We start from the raw sequence: 20,314 nt of genomic DNA, 5'->3' as shown, positions 1-20,314 counted from the left end.
CGGGCCCGGGAGAGGAGCGAGCATGGCATCGTCGAGCAACTGCCGGCGTTTCGAGGGGCGCGTCGCCGTCATCACTGGAGGCGGCAGCGGTATCGGCCTGGCCTCCGCGCGACGGCTCGCGGACGAGGGAGCGACCGTGGTGATCGCCGACGTGGACACCGAGGCGGGCACGGCGGCGGCCGAGCAGGTGGGCGGGGCGTTCGTGCGCACCGACGTCACCAGTGAGCCGGACGTGGAGAACCTGTTCCGCAGCACGGCCGAACGGTTCGGCTCCGTCGACGTCGCGTTCAACAACGCGGGCATCTCCCCGCCGGACGACGACTCCATCCTGACCACCGGACTCGACGCGTGGCAGCGCGTCCAGCAGGTCAACCTCACGTCGGTCTACCTGTGCTGCAGGCACGCGATCCCGCACATGCGGCGGCAAGGGCGCGGCTCGATCATCAACACCGCCTCCTTCGTCGCCGTGATGGGCGCGGCCACCTCGCAGATCTCCTACACCGCTTCGAAAGGCGGGGTGCTGTCGATGAGCCGCGAACTGGGCGTGCAGTTCGCCCGGGAGGGCATCCGGGTGAACGCCCTGTGCCCGGGGCCGGTGAACACCCCGCTGCTGAAGGAACTGTTCGCCAAGGACCCCGAACGGGCGGCACGGCGCCTCGTGCACGTTCCGGTCGGCAGGTTCGCCGAACCGGACGAACTGGCGGCCGCGGTCGCCTTCCTCGCCAGTGACGACGCGTCCTTCGTCACGGCCTCGCAGTTCCTCGTCGACGGCGGGATCTCCGGCGCCTACGTCACGCCGATCTGAGCCGTCGATGACCGAGCAGGTGCGGCGGTCCCGCACCCGGGAGCAGGACGTGGACGAGCGGTCCGGGCGCGGGACGGAACCCGCGTCCACCGGGGTCAGCGCGGACGACGCGCTGTTCCGGCCGGTCCGCACCGGTAACGCCTTCGAGGAGACCGTGGAACGGCTCCTGCAGGCGATCCGGCTCGGTGTCGTCGCGGCGGGAGCCAGGCTGCCCGCGGAACGCGAACTGGCGGAGCGGCTCGGCGTCAGCCGGGTGACCTTGCGGGAGGCGATCCGCGCGCTCGCCGACGCCGGGTACGTGCGATCGAGGCGGGGCCGGTACGGCGGCACGTTCGTCACGCCGACCCTGCCCGCGGCCCGCGGCGGTACCGCCGGGACGGGACTGGACGCCGCGGCCGTCCACGATGCGCTCGCCCTGCGCCACGTGCTGGAGACCGGTGCCGCCGAACTCGCCGCCGCCCGGTCGCTGACCCCGGCCGAACGGCGCCACCTGACCGGCGTGCTTGCCGAGGCCGCGGCCGCCGACCTGGCCGACTACCGGCGCAGGGACTCCCGGCTGCATCTCGCCGTCGCCGAGGTCTCCGGTTCCGGCTCGCTGACCACGGCGCTGGCCGGCGCCCGGATGCGGGTGAACCTCCTGCTCGACGAGATCCCCTTGCTGGAGCGCAACATCGAGCACTCGAACGCCCAGCACGAGGCGATCGTCGACGCCATCCTCGCCGGCGACCCCGCGGCCGCGCGGCGCGCCACCGCCGAACACCTCGAGGGAACGGCCGCCCTGCTGCGCGGGTTCCTGAGCTGAGATCCGGTGTACACGAGACCGGACACGCGGCCGCCGGGACCGTGGCGCGCCGCCGTCATCGGCAGCGAATATCCTGGTCCGGCCCGAACCGGGGACGGAGTGGTCGCTCCGCACCGTCCGCGCCGGGGGCCGCCGGGTCTCGTCCTTTCCATACTCGGCGGTAGACGAGAGTGTGTACACAGTCGTGGGGCGAAGCCGCCTCGCATAATCCTCAAGCGGGAGGGCTCGCTCGGTGTTCAGTCGTGTCGCCATCGTCAACCGTGGAGAGGCCGCGATGCGGCTCATCCACGCCGTCCGGGAGATCTCCGCGGAGACCGGGACGCGGATAGAGACCGTCGCCCTTTACACCGACGCCGATCGCACGGCCACCTTCGTCCGTGAGGCCGACCACGCCCACTACCTCGGCCCGGCGTCCGCCCGGCCGTATCTCGACCTCGGGGTGCTGGAGCGGGCGCTGACCGAGACCGGCGCCGACGCGGCCTGGGTCGGCTGGGGCTTCGTCGCCGAGGACCCCGCGTTCGCCGAGCTTTGCGAGAAGCTTGGCATCGCGTTCGTCGGGCCGAGCGCGGACGCGATGCGCAAGCTGGGGGACAAGATCGGCTCGAAGCTGATCGCCGAGGAGGTCGGGGTCCCGGTGGCCCCGTGGAGCCGGGGTGCCGTCGACACGCTCGACGACGCGGTGCGCGCCGCCGGCGAGATCGGGTATCCCCTGATGCTGAAGGCCACCGCGGGTGGTGGCGGCCGCGGGATCCGGGTGATCACCGGCGAGGCCGAACTCGCCGACGCCTACGAGCGCACCCGGCTGGAGGCCGAGCGCGCGTTCGGCAGCGGCGTGGTGTTCCTGGAGCGGCTGGTCACCGGCGCGCGGCACGTCGAGGTGCAGGTCATCGCCGACGGCCAGGGCACCGCCTGGGCGCTGGGGGTGCGGGACTGCTCCGTGCAGCGGCGCAACCAGAAGGTCATCGAGGAGTCGGCCTCCCCGGTCCTCGACCCCGGGCAGACACGCGAGCTGAAGGCGGCCGCCGAGCGGCTGGCCCTCGCGGTGGCCTACCGCGGCGCCGGCACCGTCGAGTTCCTGTACCACCCGGGTGACCGGCTGTTCGCCTTCCTCGAGGTGAACACCCGCCTCCAGGTCGAGCACCCGATCACCGAGGCCACCACCGGAATGGACCTGGTGAAGGCCCAGTTGCACGTCGCGAGCGGGGGCAGGCTCGAAGGAGAGCCGCCGGCCGAAACCGGCCACGCTATCGAGGCGCGGCTCAACGCGGAGGACCCGGACCGTGACTTCGCACCCTCGCCCGGCCGGATCGCCCGGCTCAGCCTGCCCGCGGGCCCGGGAATCCGGGTCGACACCGGCGTCAGCGAGGGCGACACCATCCCCGCCGACTTCGACTCTATGATCGCCAAGATCATCGCCTACGGCCGCGATCGCGAGGAGGCGCTGGGCAGGCTCCGCCGCGCGATGGCCCAGACCACCGTGATCATCGAGGGCGGCGCGACCAACAAGAGCTTCGTGCTCGACCTGCTGGCCCAGGCCGAGGTGATCGACGCCAGTGCGGACACCGGCTGGATCGACCGGGTCCGCGGTGAGGGCAGGCTCGTCTCGCACCGGCACTCCGCTGTCGCACTGGCCGCCGCGGCGATCGAGGCCTACGAGGAGTCCGAGCGTGTCGCGCTGCAGCAGCTCCTGTCGACCGCGCACGGTGGCCGCCCGCAGGTGCAGCTCGAGAGCGGCAGGCCGCTGGACCTCAAACTGCGCGGCGCCGGATACCGGGTGCGGGTGGCCCGCGTCGGCCACGGCCGCTTCCGGGTCGGTCTCGGCACGGCCAACGGCGCCGAGGCACACGCCGCCGACGTCGAGATCGAGCGCTTCGACCGGCACAGCGGCCAGATCATCGTCAACGGCAGGCGGTTCCGGCTGGTCACCGGGACCCACGGCCCGGTGCACCTGATCGAGGTGGACGGTGTCACCCACCGGGTCAGCCGGGACGAGGGCGGCGTGGTGCGTTCGCCCGCCCCGGCGCTCGTGGTGGCCACCCCGGTCGGGGTCGGCACGGAGGTCGAGGCTGACGCTCCGGTGCTCGTGCTGGAGAGCATGAAGATGGAGACGGTGCTGCGAGCGCCGTTCCGAGCCCGCCTCCGTGAATGCATGGTCACCGTCGGCAGCCAGGTCGAGACCGGCGCACCGCTGCTGCGACTGGAGCCCCTCGGCGACGAGGACCCGGCGGAGGCCGCCGAGGAGCCCGGCGGCGACGTCGAACTCGAACTGCCCGGTGAACGGGACGGAACCACCGCCGCCAGCCGGGTCGCCCGCGGCCTGGAGGACCTGCGCAGCCTGCTGCTCGGGTACGACGCGGACCCGTACGACGAGCAACGGGTGCTGACCGCCTACTTCGCGGCGCGGGCGGAACTCGCGAAGACCGGCAGGCGTCCGCTCGACGACGAGTTCGCGCTGCTGGGCGTGTTCGCGGATCTGTCCGACCTGAGCCGGAACCGGCCGGTCGGCGAGGAGATCGCCGCCGAGGGACACGTGCACAGCCCGCGGGAGTACTTCCACGCCTACCTGCAGAGTCTCGACGTGGACCGGGCAGGCGTGTCCGACACCTTCCAGCAGGGACTCGCGCGCGTACTCGCCCACTACGGCATCGACGACCTGGAGCGCACCGGTGAACTGGAGGAGGCCGTCTTCCGGATCTTCCTCGCGCAGCAGCGTGCCTCCGCCGACGTGGCGGTGGTGACCACGCTGCTGCGCCAGTGGCTCACCGAAGGGCCGCCGGGCGAGGCGCTGCGCAACACCGCGGGCCGGGTGCTCAAGCACCTGGTGGCCGCCACCCAGCTCCGCTTCCCGGCCGTCGCGGACCTGGCCCGGGGGGTGGTCTTCCGCTGGTTCGCCCAGCCCCTGCTGCGACGCAGCAGGGCCGAGGCGTACGCCGGCGTCCGCAAGCACCTGCGGCACCTGGACGCGCACCCGGACGCCCCGGACCGCGGCGAGCGGATCTCCGCGATGGTCGCCAACGAGCAGCCGCTGGTCCGGCTCCTCGGCCAGCGCATCGGCCGCAGCGGTGCGGACCCGGTCCCGCTGCTGGAAGTGCTCAGCCGCCGCTACTACGGCAACCGGGCCCTGTCCGAGGTGCGCGCCGTCCACGTCGCGGGCTGCCCCTTCGTCGTCGCCGAGTACGACGACGGCACCGCGCGCACCCGGGTGGTCACCACCGCGGTCGACTTTCCCGCGCTGCCCGCCGCCATCCGCGCGATCGGTGACCTCGTCCCCGAGGGCGACGAGGTCGCGGTGGTCGCCGACGTCTACCTCGGCTGGGCCGACCAGCCCGAGGAGATCGATGCCATGGCGGCCAGTCTGCACGAGGTGCTCGCCGCGCAGAGTCCGCCGGAGCGGGTACGGCGGATCACCACGACCGTCGCCGGAGCGAGCGGCGCGGTGATGCACCACCACTTCACCTTCCGGCCGTCCGACGGCGGGAACTTCACCGAGCGGCGTCTCATCCGCGGTCTGCACCCGCTCATCGCCCAGCGGATGCAGCTCGAACGGCTGCGCAAGTTCGACCTGACCAGGATGCCCTCGACCGACGAGGACATCTACCTGTTCAGGTGCGTGGCCCCGGAGAACGCCTCGGACGAGCGGCTGGTGGTTCTCGCTCAGGTCCGCGACATGACTCCGCTGCGCGACAACAACGGCAAGCTGATCGCGCTGCCCGCCGTGGAGGACACGCTCGCGAGCTGCCTGGACGCGATCCGCAAGGAGCAGGCACAGCGCCCGGCGCGGAAGCGCTTCGACACCAACAGAATCCTCATCTATGTGTGGCCGCCGACCGAACTCGGCATGGGCGAGCTGAACTCGGTGGCTCGCCGGGTCCTGCCCACCACGGCCGACACGGGACTCGAAGAGGTGCTGTTCCTCGCCCGCAGGCGCGATCCGGCCACCGGGGAGTTGCACGACGTGGCCCTGCGAGCAGGGTACGACGGCGGGTCCGGCATCCGGCTGGCCATCGAGGTGCCCTCGCAGGCGGTCATCGAACCGCTGGACGGCTACCGGCAGAAGGTGCTGAGCGCCAGCCGTCGCGGCACCGTCTACCCGTACGAACTGACCGGGATGCTCGCCGGGCCCCGGGGCGAGTTCGTCGAGTACGACCTCGACGAGTCGGGTGCGCTGGTCCCGGTAGACCGTCCGAAGGGGTGTAACTCGGCCGCGATCGTCGCGGGCGTGGTCACCACGCCGACTGAGCGGCACCCCGGCGGGGTCACCCGCGTCGCGCTGCTCGGCGATCCGACGAAGGCACTCGGCGCGCTGTCCGAGCCGGAATGCGCTCGGATCATCGCCGCGTTGGACCTGGCCGAGTCGAAGGGTGTGCCGCTGGAGTGGTTCGCGCTCTCGGCGGGTGCGCGGATCTCGATGGAGTCCGGCACGGAGAACATGGACTGGATCGCCGCCGCGCTGAAGCGGATCGTGCACTTCACCCAGGACGGCGGCGAGATCAACGTGGTCGTCGCCGGGATCAACGTCGGCGCCCAGCCGTACTGGAACGCCGAGGCGACGATGCTCATGCACACCAAGGGAATCCTGGTGATGACCCCGGATTCGGCGATGGTGCTGACCGGCAAGCAGTCCCTCGACTTCTCGGGTGGTGTCTCCGCCGAGGACAACTACGGCATCGGCGGTTACGACCGGGTGATGGGCCCGAACGGTCAGGCGCAGTACTGGGCGCGTGACCTCGGTGCGGCGCGCGAAGTGCTGATGTCGCACTACGACCACACCTACGTCGCGTCCGGGGAGACCACGCCGCGCCGCGCGCCGACCGGCGACCCGCACGACCGGGACATCTCCGGCTACCCGCACGCGGTGGTCGGCAGCGACTTCACCACGGTGGGGGAGATCTTCTCCGCCGGGTCGAACCCGGACCGCAAGAAGGCCTTCGACATCCGCACGGTGATGCGGGCGGTCTCGGACCAGGACCACCCGGTGCTGGAGCGCTGGGCGGGCATGGCCGACGCCGACACCGTCGCCGTGCAGGACGTGCACTTGGGCGGGTGGCCGGTCTGCCTGCTCGGCGTCGAGTCGCGGTCGGTGCCCCGCCGTGGTTTCCCGCCCACCGACGGCCCGGACACCTACACCGCGGGCACTCTGTTCCCGCGTTCCTCGAAGAAGGCGGCCAGGGCGATCAACGGGGCCAGCGGCAACCGGCCGCTGGTGGTGCTGGCGAACCTGTCCGGTTTCGACGGCTCGCCGGAGTCGATGCGCAAGCTGCAGCTCGAGTACGGTGCCGAGATCGGCAGGGCGATCGTGAACTTCGAGGGCCCGATCGTGTTCTGCGTGATCTCCCGCTACCACGGTGGGGCCTTCGTCGTGTTCTCCAAGGCGCTGAACCCGAACATGACGGTGCTCGCCGTCGAGGGGTCGTTCGCCTCGGTGCTCGGCGGAGCCCCGGCCGCGGCGGTCGTCTTCGCGGGCGAGGTGAACGGCCGGACCGTCAAGGACTCCCGGGTACGTGAGCTGGAGAAGCGGGTCGGCGAGGCCGACGCGGCCGAACGCGGCGCGGTGGCCGCCGAGCTCGCCGAGACGCGGGCGTCCGTCCGTGCCGAGAAGCTCGGCGAGGTCGCCGCCGAGTTCGACCGGGTGCACAGCATCGAGCGCGCCGTGCGGGTGGGTTCGGTCGACGCGATCGTGCGGGCCGCCGAACTGCGTCCCCGCATCATCGATGTGATCGAGGCGGGCATGCGCGACCGGTAGGGCCGGTGCCGTCCGGTGTGGACGGTGCGGTTGCCGACGCATGCCGTGGGCCGGTCCGCGGACGGACACCGACACCGACATCGTCCGCGGACCGCTCACCGCGGTCCGGCGTCCTCGCCGGCTCCCGGGCCGGCCGCCTCTGTCCACAATGGATTGACGTGAATCCGCTCGATGGCGTCCCGGAAGGGACTGCCGCGATCTTGGGCCCCGTCCGTTGCCCGGACGCGTGGCCGTCAGACCGCGTTGTCCCGTTCGTCGCGTGCCGACAGCAGGTCCTCACGAGCGCGGGCCACCCGCGAGCGCACGGTGCCGACCGGGCACCCGCACACCTCGGCGGCCTCGGCGTAGGACATCCCGAGAAGCTGCGTCAGCACCAGAGCCTCCCGGCGCTGGGCGTCCAGCCCGTCGAGCAGCACACCGAGTTCCACGGTGTCCTCGAAGCCGGCGCCGGAGCGGTGGCGGCGGGCGTCGTTCTGTTCGGCGGCGGGCTCCCAGTCGACGTTCCCGGCCACCCGGGGGCGTACCGACGCCGAGCGGATCTGATCGATCGTCACCCGGCGTGCGATGGAGAGCAGCCAGGTGCGCGAGGAGGACCGGCCAGCGAACCGGGGGAGCGAGCCGAACGCACGCAGGTAGGTCTCCTGCGTCAGATCGTCGGCCACCGCGACACCGGTGAGATGGGCGACGAACCGCCACACGTCGGCCTGCGTGGCCCGGACCCACGCCTCCAGTGCCGCTTGGTCGCCGCGGCCCGCGGCGAGCGCGAGCTCGGTGGTCCGCTCGTCGTCGGCGGGGTCCCTGGTCACCCGTATCACCGTAATGCACGGCCGGTGGGAACCGGCCGGGCCGTTCGGGCGACTATCTGCGGGTGAGTTGCGAGACGTTCCGAGAGGCACTGTCGGCGAGGCTGGATGGTGAGACCGGGCCGCTGCCGGACGCCGAGGTGGACGCGCACGTCGACGAGTGTGCCGCCTGCCGGTCCTGGTACGCGGAGGGCACGCGGCTGCGGCGGTCGATGGTCGTCCGCGCCGCACCGCCGGTGCCGGACCTCACCGCCGCCATCCTGGAGAACGCGCCGCCGCCGCGCCGGGATCGGTGGGGACCGCGGGTCGCGCTCGCCGTGGTGGCGCTGGCGCAGTGCGGGCTGGCCTTCGCCCAGCTCCTCGGTGTCCCTGACCTCGCGCACGGGGCACACGGGGCGCTGACGGCCGGTCACCTGGGCAACGAGAGCGCCGCCTGGAACCTCGCGATCGGTGTCGGACTGCTGTGGGCGGCACTGCGCACGACCGCCGCGGCCGGTCAGCTCCCGGTCATCGGCGGCTTCGTGCTGGTCCTCGCGTTCGTCTCGGCGGGCGACCTGATCGGCGACCGCGTCGGTGCCGACCGCGTGCTGTCCCACGGCGTGGTGCTGGCCGGGCTGATCCTGCTCTACGTCGTGCACCGCGGTCATCGCGAACTGCACCGGCCAGGGCCGGCGAGGGCGCGGGCCGGTGGCGGGGACGCCGGAACGGGGGCCGGTGTGCCGGACCACCCGCCCACGTCCGAGGGACGCCCGCGCGGACGCGGGCCGTTCCCCCGTCCGGCCGGACGACACCGTGCGGCGTGAGCCCCCGCCCGGCCCGGCCGGGGACATCGCGCGTCCGGTTCGTCCGATCCCGTGGTCGGCGCCCGATCGGGCCGCCGGGGTGACGTCCACCGGGATCAGCCCGGCGGAGCCGCTACCCTGGACGTACGGGAGCAGGCAGAACCCCGGTCCGGGGACACCCGCGAACGCGACGCGGGTGGCCGGGCCTGATCGTCCGGCCGTCCCTCGGGGGCGGGTAGTGGCCCGCCACCGCGGTCCTGGCCGGTGGCGGTGATCGGCGAAGCGGAACAGGCCGAGCGCCGTTCCGGCGGTATCGGTGGCAATGGTGCCGTTCCGGTGAGTGGAACCAACGAGGGGCACGAGGGTAGCGATAGATCATGGTGATTCCCGATTTCGGCCGAGCACGCGCACGCGTCATCGCGTGGCTGGGACGCAGATACTTCGCTCGCACGCAGAAGCACGGTCTCGACCTGTCCAAGATCTCACTGATCCCGGACGAGGCGCTGATGGCGCTGAAGCGGGACGGACTCGATCCGGTACCGGAACTCGCCAGGGTGCGCGCCGACCAGCCGATCAGCACGCTGCCGTTGCCACTGGGGGTGACCGCCTGGCTGGTCACCGGTCATGACGAGGCGAAGGCCGTGCTGAGCAAGGTCTCGGGCTTCAGCAGCGACTTCACCAACCTGATGCGGGACGGAAAGGCCGCGGTGGAGCAGAACCCCGGCGGGCTCGGATTCGCCGACCCGCCCGTGCACACCCGGCTCCGGCGGCTGCTGACCCCCGAGTTCACCATGCGGCGCATCGGCAGGCTCGCGCCGCGGATCGACGCCATCATCACTGAGCAGCTCGACACCATGGAGAAGTCGACCGGACCGGTCGACCTCTGGCAGGAGTTCGCCCTGCCCATCCCGTCGTTGACGATCTGCGAACTGCTCGGCGTCCCGTACGAGGACCGGGCCGAGTTCCAGCGCCTGAGCACCGCCCGGTTCGACCTGTTCGCCGGGGCGAGCGCGTCGCTCGGGGCGATCTCCGAGTCGCTCACCTACTTGCTGGGCATCGTGGAGAAACAGCGCCGGGACCCTGGCGACGGACTGCTCGGCATGTTGATCAAGGAGCACGGCGACGAGATCGACGACCGTGAACTGGCCGGACTGGCCGACGGCGTCCTCACCGGCGGCCTGGAGACCACGGCGAGCATGCTCGCCCTCGGCGCGCTCGTGCTGCTGGAGAACCCCGATTCGGCCGAGCAGGTGCTGGGGGAGCAGGACGGCGTCCACCGCTTCGTCGAGGAGCTGTTGCGGTACCTGACCGTGGTGCAGGTGGCGTTTCCGCGCTTCGCCACCGAGGACATGGAGATCGCCGGGGTGTCCATCGCCCGTGGCGACATCGTGGTGTGCTCACTCAGTGGGGCGAACCGGGACGAGACCCTCGGTCCGCACATGGAGCGTTTCGATCCGTCCCGGGCTCCCGCGCCGCACCTCGCGTTCGGCCACGGGATCCACCGCTGCATCGGCGCCGAACTGGCCAGGATGGAGCTGCGCGCCGCCTACCCGGCGCTGATGCGGCGGTTCCCGGAGATGAGGCTGGCCATCGACCCCGCCGGGCTGTCGTTCCGCGGTACCTCGATCGTCTACGGTGTCGACGCCCTGCCGGTCGTGCTGAACTAGCCGGCCGTCCACACAGGTCGGATCGCGTGGCCGGGCCAGGTCGGTCGTGTTCGCGGGCCGCGCGGTCGGCCGTCACGAGTGCGATCGCGACGGGGCCGCGAAGACCCGTGGGTCAGGAGTGCTGCACGGCTGCGGCCGCCGGGGTCGCGTCGCGACCCCGCGGACTGGTGTAGGCCGGGGAATGGTGGTCGGGGTCGGGCTCTGCCGGAACCTGAGCACCGCTCGCCGTCGCCGCGGCCAGCGCCTGCGCGGCGGCGCGCTCCGCGCGTTCGGCTGCGGCCTCCGCACGCTCCGCGTAGCCGCGGCCCTTGGACTGCAGCTTCTTCAGCTTGTCCTTCTTCTTGTCCTTCTTCGACACGATTCCTCCAGTGGGGATCTGGGAGCCGGGGTCGCCGGGGCGAACACCCGCTGATGTGGGCCCGATCGCGATCTTCCGTGTGCGCGTCCGGGCGTCTTGGTTGCGAAGTACCCACGGGGACGGTCCGGTAAACGGGCGATGGCGCGGGCGGGCGAGGGTCACACGAATGCCGGGGCCCTGCTCGGTCCCTGCCTGCCCGTTCGTCCAGGGAGCGCGACGACACCCGCTGACCGTGGCCTCGTCCCCGCTCCGGCCGGAACGCGAAGGCCGTCGCCGGCCGACCGTCCACAAGGGACTTAAAGTAGGCGGGGCGATCCGGGCGGAACGATCTCAGTCATGATCGGGGAGGCCGTGGAGGTGGTGCTCCGCGGCGCTGAGTGCCTCCGCGAGAAGTCTGCGGACGTGGCCGCCCCGCGCCGAGTAGCGCGTGTGCCTGCCGTCGCGGCGCAGACTGACGAGCCCGGCCAGCCGTAGCTTCGCGAGGTGCTGGGACACGGCGGGCCGGGCGACACCGACGGCGGCCGACAGAGAGGCCACATCGTATTCGTCCGCGCAGAGAAGCCACAGCATGCGCATCCGCGTGGGATCGGCCAGCATTCGCAACGCTGTCGCGGCTGCCTCCACCTGTTCGGCAGGTGGTAGTGCCCGTACTCCGGAGTCGGATCGCCCGCCACCAGTGTTTTCATGTGCGTACATGTGCACTTATGCTGCCATGGTCAGGCGGTCTTCGCGGGAACCGCCGCCCAGAACTGGAATCGAGGCCTGCGTGTCGTTGTTCGCGTTGCGCGACTACCGCCACCTGTTCGCCGCCCAGGTCATCGCGCTGCTCGGAACCGGCCTCGCCACTGTCGCGCTCGGCCTGCTCGCCTATCGGCTGGCGGGCGGGAACGCGGGCATGGTCCTCGGATCGGCGTTGGTGCTGAAGATGGTCACCTACGTGGTCATCGCGCCGGTCGCGGGTGCCTACGCGGATCGACTGCCGAGGCGTGCCACCTTGGTCGCACTCGATCTCATTCGTGCGCTGGTGGTGCTCGCGCTGCCCTTCGTCAGCGCTGTGTGGCAGGTGTACGTACTGATCGTGGTGCTCCAGGCGGCGTCGGCCGCGTTCACCCCGGCGTTTCAGGCCGTCCTGCCGGACATCCTGCCCACCGAACGGGAGTACACCCGGGCGCTGTCCGCCGCCCAGTTCGCATCGACCATGGAGAGCCTGCTCTCGCCCGCTGCGGCCGCCGCCGCGCTGACGGTGGTGAGTTTCCCATGGTTGTTCACCGCGACTTCGGTCTGTTTCGCCGGGTCGGCACTGCTCGTGGTGACGGCGTCGATCCCGGCGGCCGCTCCGGTGGGTCGCGCCGGTGTCCGGGAGCGGCTGACCGCCGGCCTGTGGATCCACGGTGCGACCCCGCGTCTGCGCGGGTTGCTCGGACTCAATCTCGCGGTCGCCTCCGCCGGGGCGATGGTCGTGGTGAGCACCGTCAACTATGTGCGCGACACCCTCGGCCGCTCACCCGTGGACGTCGCTTTGCTGCTGGCGGCCAATGGCGTCGGTACCGCACTGGCCGCGGCCGCCCTGCCCGCATTGCTCGCGCGACTGTCGGAGCGGCCGGTGATGCTCGCCGGAGGCGCCGTGCTCACCGGAGGCGCCGTGTGCGCCGTTGTTCTGTCTACAGTGGACTCGGGTAGCGGTCGTATGCCGGCAGCGATGGTGGTGTGGTCGCTGCTCGGTGTGGGGGCGGGGCTGGTGCTCACCCCGGTGGGACGGGTGCTGCGCCGGTCCACCGGTGCCGCCGACCGGCCGGCGATCTTCGCCGCGCAGTTCTCGCTGTCGCACGCCTGCTGGGTGCCGGCCTACGCGATCGCGGGTTTTCTGGGCAGCGCGGCGGGCTTCACCGTGGCCTGGAGCGTTCTCACCCTCCTGGCGGCCGGGGGGCTTCTGGTCGCCGCCCGGGCCTGGCCACGGCCCGATCCGGAGGCGATCGAGCACGTGCACCGCGCCCCCGTCGGGGATCCCGGTCATCTGCTGGACGCCGTGGAGGTCGCACCGGGTGCGTGGCGGCACCGGCACACGTACGTCATCGACGACATGCACCGACGGTGGCCGGCCGCCGGCTGACCGGCCCTGGCACGAGGACACTCCACAATGGGAGGCCCGGCGAGCCCGGGAATCAGCGGGAGCCCGGTACCGGCCCCGCGCCGGGCTCGTCCGCCGCCCCTTCCTCGAGCGGGGCCAGCCGTTCGATCTTGCGTGCCTCGGCGAGCATGGCCAGGATCGCGCTGAGGGTGTCGTCGGAGAGGCCTTCGGCGCGCAACGCGATCGAACGGACCTTCTCGTTGCGCAGCGCCAGGGCGAGGTCGAGCTGGGCGTTCACCCGCGTGGTGACGTCGTCGTCGAGGAAGTACTCGGCCGGCACCCCGAAGAACCGGGCGAGCGTCGCCAGTGTGCCCTGGGTCAGGTTGCTCTTGCGGCCGGTGGCGAGCTCCCACAGATACGTGCTCGACATCGGCTCGCCGGTCTGCTCGCGGATCTCCGCGGCGAGGCGTGCGTACCCCGGCCGGGTTGCCCGGTCGGGATACAGGGTGCCGATGAGGTGGTTGATCTTCGCCCCGAGCGGAAACTCGGCGGAATCCCGCTCGCCGCGGTCCGGGTCCATCTCGGCTTCCTCACGCTCGACGGGTCGGCGCGCCCGCCGCCCCGGGCCGGCCGGCTGTCCGCTGAGGCGGTTCGTATCGCGGGAACCGTTGTCGACGCTCACCTTACGCCAGGCGAACGTACGCAGGGAACGCTCGTGTACACCATCGGATCCGTCCGCTTCGGCGAATGCGGGCGCCGCGTCCGGCGCGAGGGTGGGAGTGCTCGCCACGCCCTTCTGAACTGCGATTTCGCCGGGGACTCCCCGTTCGGCATTACTGTGCGGTAGCCTGAAGGAGGCGCCGTTCTCCCAGTGACCCCCAGGCTGGTCGAGAACGGCGCCTCTTACGTTTCCGGGTGGTCATGTCGCGGGGAATAACCACGGCAGGGCCGTCAGGGACTTGTCCACGTACCCGGGCGTGCCGGTGCGCAGGCCGTGCGCGAGGTCCTCGAACACGCCGCAGCGCGCGTAGAACACCGCTCGTTCGATCAGCGCGGGATCGGGCGGGCCGGTGTGGTACTCGCCCAGTGCCGAGTCCAGCGCGGCGGGTCCGAGGTCGCGGTACAGCAGGCCCAGGTCGTAGGCGGGATCGGTGATCGCGGCGTCACCCCAGTCGATCACCCCGGTGACCGGGTAGCCGTCCGCTGCGGCCAGCACGTGCTCGATGCCGAGATCGTTGTGCGCGAACACCAGGTGGTCCGGCTCCGCGGGCGGTGACGCGCCGAGGAACGCCTCGACCGAACGGTGGAACAGGCGCGGCACCGTCGTGGAGACGCACGCGAAGTCCCCGGCGGCGTCTTCCAGCCAACCCGGCAGCGGCTCGACGTCACAGGGCACCGTGTCCGCCATCCGGTCCACCGGGATGCCGTGCACGGCCGCGTGCAGCCCGCCGAGCAGCTCGGCGATCCTGGACGTGTGCGGTTCCCAGCGCGGACGGGGGAGCGCGAGCAGCGGGGTGCCCGGCACGGCTCGGTAGGCCAGACAGCCCAGTTCCGGGGCGCTGAACACCGGCACCGGTACCGGCAGCGGCGACACCGCCGCCACCGTGGCCAGCACGTGTGCCTCGGTGCCGACCAGCACGGCCCGCCGCTCCGGATCCGGCTCCTTCCGCAGGCGGACGACCAGCTCGCCGTCGACCAGGAACGCCACGTTCTCCATACCCTCCCCGAGCGGCACGACCTCGCCGATCGCGGTGCCCGGGAGGTGCCGGGCGAGAATGTCGGTCACGAGCGCGGAACCGGTTCCGCGCTCCGCCGGGCTCATCGGTTCACCGTAGCCCGATCCGCGGCCGCCCGGCGACCGTCAGGCTCTGCGGCGCGCAGGCGGCTCGGGCACCGGTTTGGCGGCCACCACGTCGGCGAGCGCGACCCGGACCAGGCCACGCCGCGTCTGCACGGTGCATCCGGTGGCGTCGTGCTCCCGCAGGTAGCCGAGCGCGTCGGTGAACCCGCCCTCGATCCGGTGCCGCACCACGACCCGAGTGCCCTCCGCCAGCTCTGCCAGCCGCTCCGCCGGGGTGCTCACCCTGTCCACCCGGTGTCCCAGTCTTCGTAGGACTCCCAGGCCAGCAGCGTCGCCGCGCTCTCGAACCGGCGCCGCAGGCCGGTGCAGGGATCGGTGAACTCCAGCACCCGGGCGAGCAGCTGCAGGGGCCTGCTGAAGTCGTGCAGCGGGGTCTCGGTCAGCGCCGGGTAGAAGTCGTCACCCAGGATCGGCAGGCCGAGGCCGCTCATGTGCAGCCGGAGCTGGTGCGTGCGCCCGGTCGCGGGCAGCAGCCGGTACCGGCCCAGTCCCGCGCGCCGTTCGGCCAGTTCGATCCGGGTCTCGGCGTTCGGTTCTCCCGGCACCTCGTACGCCGTGATCACCCCCCGCTCCTTGACGATCCTGCTGCGCACCGTCCGGGGCAGGTCCAGGTGCGGATCGTGCCGGGCGATCGCCTCGTACTCCTTGTGCACCAAGCGATCCCGGAACAACGTCTGGTAGGCGCCGCGCCGCTCGGGGGTGATCACGAACATCAGCAACCCGGCCGTCACCCGGTCGAGGCGGTGGGCCGGGACCAGGGCCGGCAGGTCCAGTTCGCGGCGCAGTCGTACCAGCGCCGTCTCCAGGATGTGCTTGCCCCGCGGGATGGTGGAGAGGAAATGCGGTTTGTGCACGACCAGCAGGTGCTCGTCCCGATGCACCACGTCGATGTCGAACGGCACCGGATGCTCCACCGGAAGGTCGCGATGGAACCAGACGAACGAGTCGGGGGCGAACGGTGCGTCCCGGCGGACCGGTCCCTCCATGCCGACGAACCGGTCCTCGGCGAACATCGCGTCGATGCGCTCCGGGGCGACCATCGAAAGTCGCTCAACGAGATGGTCGCGCATGGTCTCCCAGTGCCCCTCGGCCGGCATCTTCAGCCGCGCCGCGTCGAGGCCGTGCCGTTGCGGCAACGGGGACCGCAGCTTGCGTCTCATCGCCGGTCAGCGTATGCGGCGTGCACCGTCGCGGCCATGCCGGGACGGTCCGGAGCACTTCGCCGGGCACCTCGGCCGGCCCGCACACCGCCACCGGGGCGCCCCGGCGACCACGGCATCCGGCGGGGCGCGGTGGACTCGTCGAGTGTGGCGTGCCGGTCGGGCCCGACGTTAGACTTCGCCGAGCGGTGTCAAGATCAACTGGGGGTTCGTCGGCGTGGAGGAGACATCGACATCGGGCACCGATACCACGGAGCCCGCAGGCGGCGCGGAGCGTTCCGGAGGCGCGGCGGCCGGATACCGGCCGAGGCTGCGCCAGGACGTCATCTTCGCCGAGTCCGACGACGGGGTCTACCTGCAACGTCCGGGTGATCAGTTCGTGCTCAAGGGCCGGTCGACCTACCGCTGGATCACGCTCCTCGCGCCGCGGATGAACGGTGAGCACACGGTCGAGCAGTTGTCCTCCGGCCTTCCCGAGGAGCATCGGCGAACCCTGGTGAACCTGATCGGCCTGCTCGCCGAGCGGGGTTACCTGCACGACGAGCGGGACGCCGAGCCCGCGCGGATCCCGGCCGGGGTGCGCGCCGTGTTCGGTCGCCAGATCGGCTACGTGGCGCACTTCGCGCATCCGGGCGAGGCCCGGTTCATGGCGTTCCGGGAGTCGCGTTTCCTCCTGCTCGGCGCACCGGAACTGGTCGCCGCGACGGCGACCGGACTGCTGCGCAACGGCGCGGCCGAGGTGACCGTCACCGGCCCGGCGCCGGAGGCGCTCACCGCGGAGGCCGGCCGGTTGCGGGCCGAAGGCGCACCGTGCACCGTGCACGAGACGGAGGCGGGGCCGCACGGCGCCGCGCTCGCGGAGTACGACCTGGTCATCGGCGCCGGAGGCGATGTCGCCGAACTGCTGCGATGGAACGCGCTCGCCCGCTCCGGCGATGGCCCCGCTCTGCTGCCCTCGCTGGTGCTGGGCGGCCGGGCCGTGATCGGCCCGATGGTCCGGCCCGCCGCGGGACCCTGCTGGCAGTGCGCGGTGCTGCGGCAGGCGGGAGCGCGTTCGGCGGCGGACGGCGTGCGACTGTGGCGGGCGGCGGCCCTCGGCGGCCGGTGCGCCGCCGACTCCTGCCCGCCACACCTCGCCCGCATGCTCGGCACCCTGCTGGCGTTCGAGGCGTTCCGCCTGCGCACCGGCGTACTGGCACCGGAGACCGAGGGCGCCATCGTCACCCAGGACCTCGACACGGCCGAATCCGGACGCGAGACCCTGCTGCCGCACCCGCTCTGCGAACCGTGCGTGCGGCACGAGGGGGCGGGTGCCCCGGCGGGCGAGGCCGTGCTGTTCGGGAAGAACGGCGGCGTGCTGGGCGGCTACCGGGACCTGACGCTCACGCAGTCCCCGCTCCGGGCGGGACGCGTCCTGCTGTATCCGGTGGACGGGCCCGGCACGGCGAGCCGGGAGATCGCCGCCTTCGACCTGGACACACTAAAGAACGCGCGCGGAAGAGCCGTGCGGGCCGCCGCCGTCTGTTACGCGGAGGACGTCGCCGGCCGCGGAACGGCCACCTCGGCGCGCCGAGCGCACGGCGATGACGGCGATCCGGTGCCGCCCGAGTCCCTGTCCATCCACAGTGGACTGTCGTCGGAGGGACTGCCGTCGGAGGTCGCCGGGGCGTGGGTGCCCGCGTATTCGATCGTCGACGACCGGTGGTGGCGGGTCCCCGCCGTGGCGGCATACCCGGGGGGCGAGGACAACCACGGGATGACGATGGAGCGGACCTGCGCGGGAGCGGCCTGCGGGGATTCCATCGAGGCGGCGGTGTCAGCGGGCCTGTTGTCCGCACTGGGTTTCACCGGTCTGCGTGCCGCCCTGCGCGGCGAGCTGCCTGCGCGCAACCTCGACGCGGCCGGCGCGACCGGGGACCTGGACTTCCTGCTGCGCGCCGCGAACGGATTCCCGGGCACGCTCCGGCTGCTGGATCTGCCCGGCGCGGAGCCCGGCTTCGCCTGCGTCGTCACGATCGACGACGAGACCGACCATCCGATGTGGACACTCGGCACCGGCCACACGCGTGAGCAGGCCCTCGTCGCGGGACTGCGCGACCTGGTCGGCACGCTCGGGCTGGCCGGGGCCGGCGAACCCGCCGATCTCGGCGACCCGGTCCTGCCCGGCCTCGATCCGCGTGTACTGCCCGTCGGGGACGGCGCGGCGGCCGACCGCGGTCCTGCCTGCCACCGCGAGATCGTGGCGGCGCTGCGCGGGCGCGGACAGGATGCCCTGGTCGTGGACACGACTCCGGGGGACCTGCGGTCCGCCGGTCTGGTGACGGTCCGGGTGCTGCTGCGCGAAAACGAGGCCGGATGCTGACCGCGCCCGAGCGGGACCGGGACTGGCTGGAGGCGGCACTGCTCGACGCGCTGCCCGGTGTACCGGCGGAGTTCCGTCCCCGTGTCGGCCTGCTCGGCTACGCCCGGCCCCCGGACACGTCCGAGCCCGGATCCGAGGCGGGGTTACCGGTGTCGCTGGCACCGGCCGAGGTGTTCGTGGGCCCGCCGCACAGCCCGGACGGTGACGGCGGGCCCTGCGTCCACTGCTTCGCTCTCCGCTGGCACAAGCGCCGCGGCGCGGAGCAGCGGGACGTGCTCGACGCTGGGGCCGACGTCCACGCCGCCGGCCCGATCCCTTACCTGACACCGTTTTTGGTGGACACGGTCGCCGCGCTGAGCGCAGGGGCCGCCCACCGGGAGCGGGCCCACCGGCCGGGAGCCGGAATGTCCGAGGTCTACCGTGTAGAGGCGCGCACGCTGCTGGTCCGGCGGCACTGGCTGCTGGCCGACCCGGCATGCACCCGGTGTTCGCCCGCGGCGCCGTCCGAACCGCCTGTGATCACCCTGCGGCCACGGCCCAGACCCGCGGCCGGCGTCGACCGGCTGCGGTCCGCCACGGACCTGCTGCCCCGCGAGGACGTGCTGGCCAACCCGGCGTGCGGGATGCTCGGCGGCGCCGTGCGGCACGAACTCGCGCACACCACCACCGCGCCCGCCACCGGGCACTTCCTGGTCCGGGACACGCGGGACCTGTTCCCGGTGCACTGGAGCGGGCACGCCGACAGCTACGCGGACAGCGCCGCGTTCGCACTGTGCGAGGCGATGGAGCGCTACGCGGGACTGGCCTGTGCGCGGGTGCCGACGGCGGTGCACGGCCGTTACGCCGAACTGGCGGAGCGCGCGGTCGACCCGGAGCTGTGCGGGTTGTACGAGGACGGCGTGCGGCACCCGACCGGCGAGGTGTTCGCCCCCTACCATCCTGACCTGGAGATCCACTGGGTGTGGGGGTATTCGGCGGTGCGCGAGCGGCCGGTGCTGGTTCCGAGACAACTCGCCTACTACCGAACCGAGGCCACGGACGCGGTCTTCGTGAAGGAGTCGTCGAACGGGTGCGCGAGCGGGAGTTGCGTCGAGGAGGCGGTGCTGCACGGACTGTTCGAGCTCGTCGAGCGGGACGCCTTCCTGCTCGCCTGGTACGGGGCGGCGCGGTTGCCGGAGATCGACGCGGACACCTGCCCGGACGTGTCCACCCGGCGGCTGCTGGAGCGGGTTCGCCGCCGCGGCTACCGGGTCCGGGTGCTGGACGCGCGGATCGATCTGGACATTCCGGTGGTCGTGGTCATGGCGCTGCACCGCGATCCGGAACGGCTGGGTGCGCTGAGCGTGTCCGCCGCCGCCCACCTGGATCCGGGGCGTGCGCTCGCCTCGGCCCTGCGCGAGGTGGCCTCGTCCGTCGCAGATCTCACCGAACGGACCGAAGCCGAGCAGGAGCGGATCCGCGCGATGGCACGGGACTACTCCGAGGTCAACGGCCTGGCCGACCACGCCGCGCTCTTCGGCCTGCCGGAGATGTCCCGGCACGCCGGGGTCCGTCCCGACGATGCGCCGCCATGTCCGTTCGACGAGGTGTACGCGGCCTGGCAGGCCGTCCGTCCGTCCGGCCCGGACCTCACCGGCGACCTCCGGTTCTGCCGTGACCATCTGGCCGGGGCGGGCTTCGACGTGGTGATCGTCGACCAGACCACCCCGGAGGGTCGAGCGCTCGGCATCCACACCGTGCGCGTGCTCGCGCCCGGCATGATCCCCATCGACTTCGGCTGGTCGAAGCAGCGCGCGCTCCGGATGCCGCGGATGTTCTCGGCCTTCCGCAGGGCCGGGTGGCGCGGGACCGACCTGACGCCGGGGGAGTTGCACCGTGTGCCGCACCCCTTCATGTAGAGGAA

15 protein-coding genes are annotated in these 20,314 nt (G+C 72.3%); 8 read left to right on the top strand and 7 right to left on the bottom strand.

From position 1 onward, the window contains the following. Positions 1 to 22 precede the first annotated feature (22 nt). From CFN78_RS12675 to CFN78_RS12665, 3 genes are all read left to right on the top strand, one after another. Positions 23 to 805 carry a 3-oxoacyl-ACP reductase gene (locus CFN78_RS12675; RefSeq protein ID WP_094862922.1) on the top strand — a complete coding sequence of 261 codons (783 nt, stop codon included), beginning with the start codon at positions 23 to 25 and terminating at the stop codon, positions 803 to 805. A gap of 7 nt (positions 806 to 812) precedes the next feature. Further along, the gene (locus CFN78_RS12670; RefSeq protein ID WP_094862921.1) at positions 813 to 1,607 is read left to right on the top strand and encodes a FadR/GntR family transcriptional regulator; all 795 of its coding nucleotides are present in this window, start codon (positions 813 to 815) and stop codon (positions 1,605 to 1,607) included. Positions 1,608 to 1,839: 232 nt separating this feature from the next. Further along, positions 1,840 to 7,350: an ATP-binding protein gene (locus CFN78_RS12665; RefSeq protein WP_094862920.1), complete on the top strand. Its 5,511-nt coding sequence runs from the start codon at positions 1,840 to 1,842 to the stop codon at positions 7,348 to 7,350. 233 nt (positions 7,351 to 7,583) lie between these two features. Here the strand turns inward: CFN78_RS12665 and sigC are convergent, their stop codons facing one another. Further along, entirely contained in the window at positions 7,584 to 8,156 is a 573-nt protein-coding gene (gene sigC, locus CFN78_RS12660) for an RNA polymerase sigma factor SigC (protein ID WP_420807878.1), read from the bottom strand. A 62-nt stretch (positions 8,157 to 8,218) separates the two neighbouring features. On the opposite strand from sigC, the gene CFN78_RS12655 reads away from it, so the two are divergent. Beyond that, the gene (locus tag CFN78_RS12655; RefSeq protein ID WP_094862919.1) at positions 8,219 to 8,956 is read left to right on the top strand and encodes a zf-HC2 domain-containing protein; all 738 of its coding nucleotides are present in this window, start codon (positions 8,219 to 8,221) and stop codon (positions 8,954 to 8,956) included. A 356-nt stretch (positions 8,957 to 9,312) separates the two neighbouring features. Next, complete coding sequence (locus CFN78_RS12650) at positions 9,313 to 10,602, top strand: cytochrome P450 (RefSeq protein WP_094862918.1); 1,290 nt, start codon at positions 9,313 to 9,315, stop codon at positions 10,600 to 10,602. 112 nt (positions 10,603 to 10,714) lie between these two features. Here CFN78_RS12650 and CFN78_RS12645 read toward each other — a convergent pair whose 3' ends face one another. Both CFN78_RS12645 and CFN78_RS12640 read right to left on the bottom strand, forming a co-directional pair. After that, the gene (locus tag CFN78_RS12645) at positions 10,715 to 10,960 is read right to left on the bottom strand and encodes a hypothetical protein (RefSeq protein WP_094862917.1); all 246 of its coding nucleotides are present in this window, start codon (positions 10,958 to 10,960) and stop codon (positions 10,715 to 10,717) included. 330 nt (positions 10,961 to 11,290) lie between these two features. Further along, entirely contained in the window at positions 11,291 to 11,656 is a 366-nt protein-coding gene (locus CFN78_RS12640; RefSeq protein WP_094862916.1) for an ArsR/SmtB family transcription factor, read from the bottom strand. Between the two features lie 70 nt (positions 11,657 to 11,726). On the opposite strand from CFN78_RS12640, the gene CFN78_RS12635 reads away from it, so the two are divergent. Next, positions 11,727 to 13,070, top strand: a complete 1,344-nt coding sequence (locus CFN78_RS12635) for an MFS transporter (RefSeq protein ID WP_276307331.1) — start codon at positions 11,727 to 11,729, stop codon at positions 13,068 to 13,070. 52 nt (positions 13,071 to 13,122) lie between these two features. Here CFN78_RS12635 and CFN78_RS12630 read toward each other — a convergent pair whose 3' ends face one another. The 4 genes from CFN78_RS12630 to CFN78_RS12615 form a co-directional block, all read right to left on the bottom strand. After that, positions 13,123 to 13,608, bottom strand: coding sequence for a hypothetical protein (locus CFN78_RS12630; RefSeq protein WP_094863001.1), 486 nt, complete (start codon positions 13,606 to 13,608; stop codon positions 13,123 to 13,125). Between the two features lie 339 nt (positions 13,609 to 13,947). Beyond that, positions 13,948 to 14,850 carry a phosphotransferase family protein gene (locus CFN78_RS12625; protein WP_094862914.1) on the bottom strand — a complete coding sequence of 301 codons (903 nt, stop codon included), beginning with the start codon at positions 14,848 to 14,850 and terminating at the stop codon, positions 13,948 to 13,950. 39 nt (positions 14,851 to 14,889) lie between these two features. Beyond that, complete coding sequence (locus tag CFN78_RS12620; protein ID WP_240519421.1) at positions 14,890 to 15,111, bottom strand: putative acetyltransferase; 222 nt, start codon at positions 15,109 to 15,111, stop codon at positions 14,890 to 14,892. Continuing rightward, positions 15,108 to 16,049, bottom strand: a complete 942-nt coding sequence (locus CFN78_RS12615; RefSeq protein WP_094862913.1) for a pseudouridine synthase — start codon at positions 16,047 to 16,049, stop codon at positions 15,108 to 15,110. The genes CFN78_RS12620 and CFN78_RS12615 overlap by 4 nt, the downstream gene beginning before the upstream one ends. 217 nt (positions 16,050 to 16,266) lie before the next feature. On the opposite strand from CFN78_RS12615, the gene CFN78_RS12610 reads away from it, so the two are divergent. Both CFN78_RS12610 and CFN78_RS12605 read left to right on the top strand, forming a co-directional pair. Further along, positions 16,267 to 18,411, top strand: coding sequence for a TOMM precursor leader peptide-binding protein (locus CFN78_RS12610; protein WP_094862912.1), 2,145 nt, complete (start codon positions 16,267 to 16,269; stop codon positions 18,409 to 18,411). Beyond that, on the top strand, positions 18,405 to 20,309 hold the full coding sequence (locus CFN78_RS12605) for a TOMM precursor leader peptide-binding protein (protein ID WP_094862911.1): 1,905 nt from the start codon (positions 18,405 to 18,407) through the stop codon (positions 20,307 to 20,309). The genes CFN78_RS12610 and CFN78_RS12605 overlap by 7 nt, the downstream gene beginning before the upstream one ends. The last annotated feature ends 5 nt before the right edge of the window (positions 20,310 to 20,314 follow it).

Origin of the sequence: Amycolatopsis antarctica (assembly GCF_002262875.1) — a bacterium.
Taxonomy (GTDB): Bacteria; Actinomycetota; Actinomycetes; order Mycobacteriales; family Pseudonocardiaceae; genus Amycolatopsis; species Amycolatopsis antarctica.
Note: the sequence above shows the minus strand (reverse complement) of the source record. Positions and strands in the feature narration are given on the sequence as shown.